This is a genomic window from Streptomyces altiplanensis (assembly GCF_053591575.1).
The window spans coordinates 1-7889 of sequence record NZ_JBSFUB010000172.1 but is presented as its reverse complement, the minus strand read 5'-3'; the positions used below and the strand labels follow the sequence as shown (position 1 = coordinate 7889).

Sequence of the window (7889 nt, the reverse complement as noted above, 5' to 3'; positions counted from 1 at the left end):
CTCCATCGCCTGCGCGGCGATGCGGCCCGCGATGCGCATCCGCTCGACGGTGTCGGAATCCTGGATCTCCGGGCCGGTGTACGGCGTGGGCGCCGTGCGCGCACGCCGGCCGGGTTCCACAGACTGAGACACCCGGGGACGGAGGAGGGTCCGGACCGGCCGGGCTGTAGCGTCAGCCCTGGCATGGACACCATCACACTCTGGCAATTCGCGGCACTGGCCGCCGCTTCGGCCCTGGTGGGCTTCTCGAAGACCGCCGTCAGCGGGGCCAACACGATCAGCCTCGCGGTCTTCGCCGCCGTGCTGCCGGCCCGGGAATCGACCGGGGTACTGCTGCCCATCCTGATCGCCGGAGACCTGATCGCGGTCCTCGTCTACCGCCGGCACGCCCACTGGCCGACCCTGCTGCGGTTGTTCCCGGCGGTCGCGGCGGGTGTGGTGGCCGGCGCGGTGTTCATGCTGTGGGCCGACGACGACGCCGTACGCATGTCGATCGGCGCGATCCTGCTGCTGATGGCGGGGGTGACGCTGTGGCGCCGCCGCGCATCCCCGGAATCTGAACCGGAACCGGAGGCGGATCCCTCGACAGCGACAGCGACAGCGACGGACACGGCATCGGGCGGTGGCCGGCTCAAGGCCCGCTCGTACGGTGTGCTCGGCGGGTTCACCACGATGGTCGCCAACGCGGGCGGCCCCGTCATGTCGCTCTACCTGCTCTCCGCCGGCTTCCGGAAGCTCGGCTTCCTGGGGACGTCGGCGTGGTTCTTCCTGATCGTCAACACCTCGAAGGTGCCGTTCAGTGTCGGCCTCGGCCTGATCGACCTGCGGTCCCTGCTGCTGGACGCGGCCCTGGTGCTCTTCGTCGTCCCGGGTGCCTACCTCGGCCGCATGTGTGCGGACCGGATCAACCAGCGGCTCTTCGAACAGCTGGTGATCGGAGCGACCGTACTGGGCGGCCTCCAGCTGCTGCTGCGCTGACAGGCCGACGGCCGTGGCCGTCGGCCCCCGACGGCGGCTCCGAGGTGCGCACGGAGCGTTTCCTGACGAAGGTGGACCAGTAGACGCGTCCCCTCGCCGAACGGGAGAGACCTCCATGACATCCATCAACCGACGGGACCTCGGCCTGCTCGTACTGCGTACGGGCACCGGCGCGGTACTGGCGGCGCACGGCGCGCAGAAGCTGCTGGGCTGGTTCGGTGGCGGAGGGGTGGAGGCGACCGCGACGGCCATGGAACACATGGGCTTCAAGCCCGGCCGGCAGAGTGCGGTCGCGGCCGGACTCGGAGAGGCGGGCGGCGGACTGCTGCTGGCCCTCGGGCTCGCCACGCCCGCGGCGGGCGCGGCGGCCGCCGGAGCCATGGCCGGGGCCGTCGCCGTACACGCGCCCGCCGGGTTCTTCGCCCAGGCGGGCGGCTACGAGTACCCCGGGTTCCTCGGCTTCACCGCGGCCGCCATCGGCATCGCCGGAGCGGGCCGTTACTCGGTGGACCACGCCACGGGGCACCGGTTCGACCAGCCGTGGACCGTGGCGCTGGCCTTCGCCGGCAGCGCGCTCGCGGCGGCCGTGGTCCTCGGCAAGCGCAGCAAGGAGCAGGCGGAAGCCGCCCGGGCCGAGGAGTAGGCGCGCAGCCGGCGCGGCCTTCTTCCAGAACCGCTTCACCCCGATGCCCCCGCCGGACAGCGGCGCGGCCGGATGCGGAACGCCGTTGAGCGCGCCCCGCAGGGTGCCTGCCGCGCGCGGCCGTCCCGCCGGTCCCGTGAGCGCGGACCCGGACCGTTCCCGCCGGCTCGGCCTCGCGGTCCCCGACGGCTGACACGACTCCCGCGCCGGGTGTCGCGCCGGGCTCGCGGCCCGGCCGGCCGGGGCGGTACGGAGTACGGAAAGTTCTGCGCCAGATCTTGACGGGCAGTCATATAGCGGGGACCTTGGGAGCGCTCCCACACCGATTTCGGCACGCGTCCCGCACGGCCTGCTTTTGAATCGTTTTAAAGCCGGTCGGCGTCACCACTGGGCCGCTCCGACGAAGAAGGGACCCCCCAGATGACACCGCACGTCTCACGAAGAATCCCCAGAATTCCCAGGGCCCGGAGGCTGTTGTGCGCCGGTGCGGCGCTGGCGCTCCTGTCCGGCGCCGGCGCGGCGACCCAGGCGTCCGCGATCCCCGCGGCCTCCCGGACGGCCGGCGCGCAGGTACTTCCCGAGTCCGCCGCCCCGCGAGCGGCGCAGCCCGCGGCGGCCGCCGCACGGCAGGTGGAGGACCTGGACCGCGGCCTGGTCAGCGTCCGCTCGGGCACCGGGAACTTCGTCAGCTGGCGCTGGCTCGCCACCGACCCCGACACCGTGGCGTTCAACCTCTACCGGGGCTCGGTCAGGGTCAACGCCTCCCCGATCACCGGGTCGACGAACCACTACGACTCCGGGGCCGCCGCGGGCAGCACGTACACGGTGCGCGCCGTCGTCGGGGGAGTGGAGCAGGAACCGTCCGCCCCGGCACTGGCCTTCGGCGGCGGCTACCGCGACGTGCCGCTCCAGGTCCCGCCGGCCGGTGACGGCTTCACGTACAGCGCCAATGACGTCAGCGTCGGCGACCTCGACGGTGACGGGCGCTACGAGTTCGTGGTGAAGTGGGATCCGTCCAACGCGAAGGACAACTCCCAGTCCGGGTACACCGGGAACGTCCTGATGGACGCCTACCGGCTCGACGGCACCCGGTTGTGGCGCATCGACCTGGGACGCAACATCAGGGCGGGCGCCCACTACACGCAGTTCCAGGTGTACGACTACGACGGGGACGGGTCCGCCGAGATCGCCATGAAGACGGCCGACGGCACCCGCGACGGCCGGGGCACGGTCATCGGCAACGCCGGCGCCGACCACCGCAACTCCGGGGGCTACATCCTCACCGGCCCCGAGTTCCTCACGGTGTTCAGCGGCCGGACGGGTGCGGCGCTCTCCACCGTCGACTACGACCCGCCCCGCGGGACCGTCTCCTCGTGGGGCGACTCGTACGGCAACCGCGTGGACCGCTTCCTCGCCGCCACCGCCTACCTCGACGGACAGCGGCCGAGCATCGTCATGGCGCGCGGCTACTACACGCGCAGTGTCATCGCGGCCTGGGACTTCCGCGACGGCAGGCTGACCAAGCGCTGGACCTTCGACTCCAGTGCGTCCGGCAACAGCGCGTACGCCGGCCAGGGAAACCACAACCTCTCCGTCGCGGACGTGGACGCCGACGGCCGTGACGAGATCGTCTACGGCTCCATGGCCGTCGACGACACGGGCCGCGGGCTGTGGAACACCCGCAACGGCCACGGGGACGCCCTGCACGTCGGCGACCTCGACCCCTCCCGGAGCGGCCTGGAGGTGTTCAAGGTCGACGAGGACAGCACCAAGCCGAGTTCCTGGATGGCCGACGCGCGTACCGGTCAGATCCTGTGGTCGACCCCGGCGGGCGGCGACAACGGCCGAGGAGTGTCCGCCGACATCTGGGCGGGCAGCGCGGGCGCCGAGTCCTGGTCCTCGACCGGAGGGGACGGCGTACGCGACCCGGCCGGGCGGATCGCGGGCCGCAAGCCCTCCTCGACGAACTTCCTGGCCTGGTGGGACGCCGATCCCGTACGGGAACTGCTCGACGGCACCCGTGTCGACAAGTACGGCACCGGCGGGGAGACGCGTCTGCTGACCGGCAGCGGGGTGGCCTCCAACAACGGCACCAAGGCGACCCCCGCCCTCAGCGGTGACCTCTTCGGCGACTGGCGCGAGGAAGTCGTCTGGCGCACCACCGACAGCAGCGCGCTGCGCGTGTACACCACGACCGCGGTCACCACCACGCGCATCACCACGCTGATGCACGACGTCCAGTACCGCGAGGCCGTCGCCTGGCAGAACACGGCCTACAACCAGCCGCCCCACCCGAGTTTCTTCATCGGCGACAGGATGCCGGCTCCGCCGAGGCCGGCGGTGTACGCCCGCTGACCGGCCGCACACCGCCACGCACCGAGGCCGGCGCCGCCCGTGGGGCGGAGCCGGCCCGGTGCCCGTGCGGCTTCCGGTGGACGCGCTACCCGACGGTGGCGGCGTACGAACTCGTGTCCGGCCGGCCCTTGCCGGTGAAGACCTCGGCATCCGCCTGCACGCTGGACCGGTACGTGGAGGGGCTCGCCTCGCCGCGCCGTCCGGGGGCCCGCGGGAAGTCGTCCGTCGTGTTCGGGTTCACGCCGGACGTGTTGCTCGTCCTGCTCGTCCGCGCGAAGGAGTGGGCGTTCCGGCCGGTGTTCCCCCGGTGGGGGTCCCAGGCGGCACCACCGGCGTCGAGGGGCTCCACCTTGCTGCCGGCCGGGCCGGCGCCGTCGCGAAGTCCGGGTGTTCTCTTACGGAGAGAGGGTTCTGCCATGGGGGGTTCCTCTGCTCGGAGAGTTCGAGGTGGGGGGCGCCGGTTACTTGTAGGTGATGCTGGAGGCGCTGTACAGGCAGTGCGTGGAGTCCGGTCCGCTGCCGAGCTTGGTGGGTTCGCCGCTGGTGACGCCCTTGTAGCGCTCGCAGGGGACGATGTTGCGGCTGCTGTCGCCGACGATGGTGACGGCCGAGAGCCGGGCGGTGTCGCCGTAGTTGGAGTTGATGCCGGCGAGGGACTTGCCGGGAGCGGTGACGGTGACGTTCTGGATCACCACGTGGCGCTGGTACTGCTTGCTGCAGTTGCCGCACGAACGGTAGAGCTTCCCGAAGTCGTTGACCTGGAAGTTCTTGATGACCATCGTGCCGGGGCCGTTGTGCTGGAAGACCTTGTCGGACGCCTTGCGGGCGCCGCCGCCGTCGATGGTCATGGTCTGGGACGCGGAGGTGCCCTTGAAGGTGGCGGCGTCCTCGCCGACGTCCTCCCACCAGACGTTCTGGAGCGTGCAGGTGCCCTTGCAGTGGATGCCGTCGGCGGCCGGGGAGCCGAGGATCACGTTCTTGAGCGTGGCGCCGTCGGCCAGTTCGAAGAGCGGCCCCTGGTTCTCGTCCTGACCGCCGGAACCGAGGTCTCCGCTGCCGTAGTGACGGACCATCTTGCCGTCCACGACCCCACTCACCTTGATCGTGGTGGGGACGGCCTTCTGCCCGGTCGGCGTGGGCCAGGCGGCCGCCGCGGCGGGACCGCTGCCGATCAGTACGGCCGGCAGGGCGAGAGCCAGGGCCGACAGGAGAACGCGGGATGTCGGCAGGGCCCGCCGAGTTTTGTCGCGTAGTGCCATGGTGCTCCTCCTTGATGAGTCACAGCCCGCCGTGTTCATGTTCATGAACTCGGTCGGTTGCCGAGAAACTAGAGAGGGGACGGGTTCATGTCAATCGGGTGAGTGCGGTGTTTCTGGCGGGATGCTTCCGCGGTACCCCCTTTTCCCTCCGGTTCCTTCGGGTGTGCGGGCTGTGCGACCAGGCCCGGAAGGGGGGAAGGCGTACGCCGGGAGGGGGTTGGGCTGAGAGGAGACTTGTTTTTATTCATGAACTTTGTCTGAACAGGTGAACCCTGAAAGGAGCGCAAGGGTATTGCCCCGGGGGTGAGGGGCGTGCCACTCTCGGCCCGGGAGCGCCCCCGCCGCGGGTCCGTTGCCGTCGTCCGGTTTCAGGGCGCCGAGTGGTCGCCCCGCTCCCGTTCGCGCCATCGCCGTCCGGTGCGCGGCCTCCTCCCGTTTTTCCCGTTCAGCAGCACGCCCGAAGTCGCGATCAACGTTCGATATTTCGAACAATGCGTCATGTGAACCACCGAGTTGAAGGAGAAGCGTGTGAGCCGCACTCTGCGCAGATCTTCGTTCCTCGCCCTGCCCGCCGCCGTCATGCTGGCCCTGATGCCGTCGAGCGCCTCCGCCTATCCCGGACCCGGAAGGGTCACGGGGGACGTGGTCGTCCACGACCCGACCATGCTCCGCAAGCCGGACGGCCGGTACCTGCTCTACTCCACCCACGGCTACCTGGAGTCCCGCACCTCCACCGACCGCACCGCCTTCAGCCGCAACGGCAACGCCCTTTCCTCTCCGCCCGGTTGGTGGTCGCGCTACTCGTCCGCGAACGACCCGTGGGCGCCCGACATCTCGTACCACGGCGGCCGGTACCTGATGTACTACTCCGTTTCGAGCTTCGGCTCCAACACCTCCGCCATCGGCCTCGCCACCTCCTCGACCGGCCTGCCGGGCAGCTGGAGCGATCAGGGCATCGTCTACTCCTCCACCTCCGGCAGCGACTACAACGCCATCGACCCGGACCTGTTCGTCGACAGCGACGGCAAGTGGTGGCTGGCCTTCGGCTCCCATTGGAGCGGGATCAAGATGATCCGTCTCGATCCCGGGACCGGCAAGCAGTACGCGGGGGACACCACCCGCCACTCACTCGCCTCGCGCTCCACAGGGGCGAGGGCGGTGGAGGGCCCGACCGTGGTCAAGCGGAACGGGTACTACTACCTCTTCGCCTCGTACGACACCTGTTGCAGCGGCACCGCCTCCACGTACAAGATCAAGGTCGGCCGGGCCACCAACCCCACCGGGCCCTACTACGACCGCAACGGCGTCGCGATGAACAACGACGGCGGCACCGTGGTCATGGCGTCCCAGGGCTCGGTGATCGGCCCCGGCGGGCAGGACGTCATGCCCGACGCCGACGGCGACCTGCTCGTCTACCACTACTACGACGGCAATGACGCCGGTGCGCCCAAGCTCGGCCTCAACCTGCTGAGCTGGAACGGCGGCTGGCCCACCGCGTACTGACGGCGGACCGACGGCAACACCACGCACGGACACCGGGACCGGGACGCGCGGTCCTCCGCGAGCCCGGCGCACGTCACCCGCTCATCCCCCCACCCAGGGAAGGACCCCCCTCATGAGCGATCTCCGTACCCTCACCGCCCCGCGGCGTCTCGCCGCACTCGCCGCCGGCTGCGCGGCTGCCTTCGCCCTCACCACGCTGGCCCCCGGCTCGGCGGGCGCCGCCGAAGCCGCGCCCATCGGCTTCGGCGCCGGCACCACGGGCGGCGGCAACGCCCCCGCCACCACCGTCTCCACGCTCGCCGCCTTCAAGACCGCCGTCGCGAGCGATTCGGCCAAGGTCGTGAAGGTGTCCGGGCTGATCTCGCTGTCCGGACAGGTCGACATCGGATCCAACACCACCGTCCTGGGCGTCGGTTCGTCCTCCGGCTTCACCGGCGGCGGGCTGCGGATCAAGGAGAAGACGAACGTCGTCGTCCGCAACCTGAACATCAGCAAGCCCGTCGCCCCCGCCGACGGCATCACCGTCCAGAAGTCCACGAAGGTGTGGATCGACCACAACGCCTTCTCCGCCGACCGCAACCAGGGCGACAAGGACTACTACGACGGACTTCTGGACATCACGCACGCGTCCGACTCCGTCACCGTGTCCTGGAACACCTTCAAGGACCACTTCAAGGGCAGCCTGGTCGGCCACAGCGACAACAACGCGGCCGAGGACACCGGGCACCTGCGTGTGACGTACCACCACAACCACTTCAGCAACGTCTTCTCGCGCATCCCCAGCCTGCGCTTCGGCACCGGCCACTTCTACGACAACTACGTCCAGGGCGCCGACACCGCCGTGCACTCCCGCATGGGCGCGCAGATGCTCGTCGAGAACAACGTCTTCCGTACGACGAAGCTCGCCGTGACCACCAGCCGCAGCAGTGACGTCGACGGGTACGCGGTGCTGCGCGGCAACGACCTCGGAGGCGCCGCGACCGAGATATCCCGTACGGGCTCCTTCACGAACCCGCCGTACAGCTACACGGCGGAGCCGGCCTCCTCCGTCGTCGCCTCGGTGACGGCGGGCGCGGGTGGCCGCCGACGCGGTCTCCCGGTTCGTCGCGCAGAAGGAGAACCGCCGGCACGACTCGCTCGCGGGCCAGCCC

7 protein-coding genes are annotated in these 7889 nt (G+C 70.4%); 5 read left to right on the top strand and 2 right to left on the bottom strand.

The features are described 5' to 3' along the window. Positions 1 to 183 precede the first annotated feature (183 nt). The 3 genes from ACWD0Y_RS35430 (at position 184) to ACWD0Y_RS35420 (ending at position 3976) form a co-directional block, all read left to right on the top strand. Entirely contained in the window at positions 184 to 978 is a 795-nt protein-coding gene (locus ACWD0Y_RS35430; RefSeq protein WP_450264373.1) for a sulfite exporter TauE/SafE family protein, read from the top strand. A gap of 115 nt (positions 979 to 1093) precedes the next feature. Then, positions 1094 to 1621: a DoxX family membrane protein gene (locus ACWD0Y_RS35425; protein WP_450264372.1), complete on the top strand. Its 528-nt coding sequence runs from the start codon at positions 1094 to 1096 to the stop codon at positions 1619 to 1621. A 420-nt stretch (positions 1622 to 2041) separates the two neighbouring features. After that, a complete protein-coding gene (locus tag ACWD0Y_RS35420; RefSeq protein ID WP_450264371.1) occupies positions 2042 to 3976 on the top strand; it encodes a rhamnogalacturonan lyase in 1935 nt (644 codons plus the stop codon). 85 nt (positions 3977 to 4061) lie between these two features. Here ACWD0Y_RS35420 and ACWD0Y_RS35415 read toward each other — a convergent pair whose 3' ends face one another. Then, positions 4062 to 4394 carry a hypothetical protein gene (locus ACWD0Y_RS35415; RefSeq protein ID WP_450264370.1) on the bottom strand — a complete coding sequence of 111 codons (333 nt, stop codon included), beginning with the start codon at positions 4392 to 4394 and terminating at the stop codon, positions 4062 to 4064. 43 nt (positions 4395 to 4437) lie between these two features. Beyond that, positions 4438 to 5235, bottom strand: coding sequence for a pectate lyase (locus tag ACWD0Y_RS35410; protein ID WP_450264369.1), 798 nt, complete (start codon positions 5233 to 5235; stop codon positions 4438 to 4440). Positions 5236 to 5814: 579 nt separating this feature from the next. Between ACWD0Y_RS35410 and ACWD0Y_RS35405 the strand changes: the two genes are divergently transcribed. Together ACWD0Y_RS35405 and ACWD0Y_RS35400 are read left to right on the top strand one after the other, a co-directional pair. Then, entirely contained in the window at positions 5815 to 6738 is a 924-nt protein-coding gene (locus tag ACWD0Y_RS35405; protein ID WP_450264374.1) for an arabinan endo-1,5-alpha-L-arabinosidase, read from the top strand. Positions 6739 to 6850: 112 nt separating this feature from the next. Beyond that, positions 6851 to 7889: pectate lyase family protein (locus ACWD0Y_RS35400; RefSeq protein WP_450264368.1), on the top strand; the 1039-nt coding region annotated here is incomplete at its 3' end.

Coding starts and splice junctions, on each gene's coding strand:
- ACWD0Y_RS35420 (WP_450264371.1), top strand. CDS start 2,042: ATGACACCGCACGTCTCACGAAGAATCCCCAGAATTCCCAGGGCCCGG.
- ACWD0Y_RS35430 (WP_450264373.1), top strand. CDS start 184: ATGGACACCATCACACTCTGGCAATTCGCGGCACTGGCCGCCGCTTCG.
- ACWD0Y_RS35425 (WP_450264372.1), top strand. CDS start 1,094: ATGACATCCATCAACCGACGGGACCTCGGCCTGCTCGTACTGCGTACG.
- ACWD0Y_RS35405 (WP_450264374.1), top strand. CDS start 5,815: ATGCTGGCCCTGATGCCGTCGAGCGCCTCCGCCTATCCCGGACCCGGA.
- ACWD0Y_RS35415 (WP_450264370.1), bottom strand. CDS start 4,394: ATGGCAGAACCCTCTCTCCGTAAGAGAACACCCGGACTTCGCGACGGC.
- ACWD0Y_RS35410 (WP_450264369.1), bottom strand. CDS start 5,235: ATGGCACTACGCGACAAAACTCGGCGGGCCCTGCCGACATCCCGCGTT.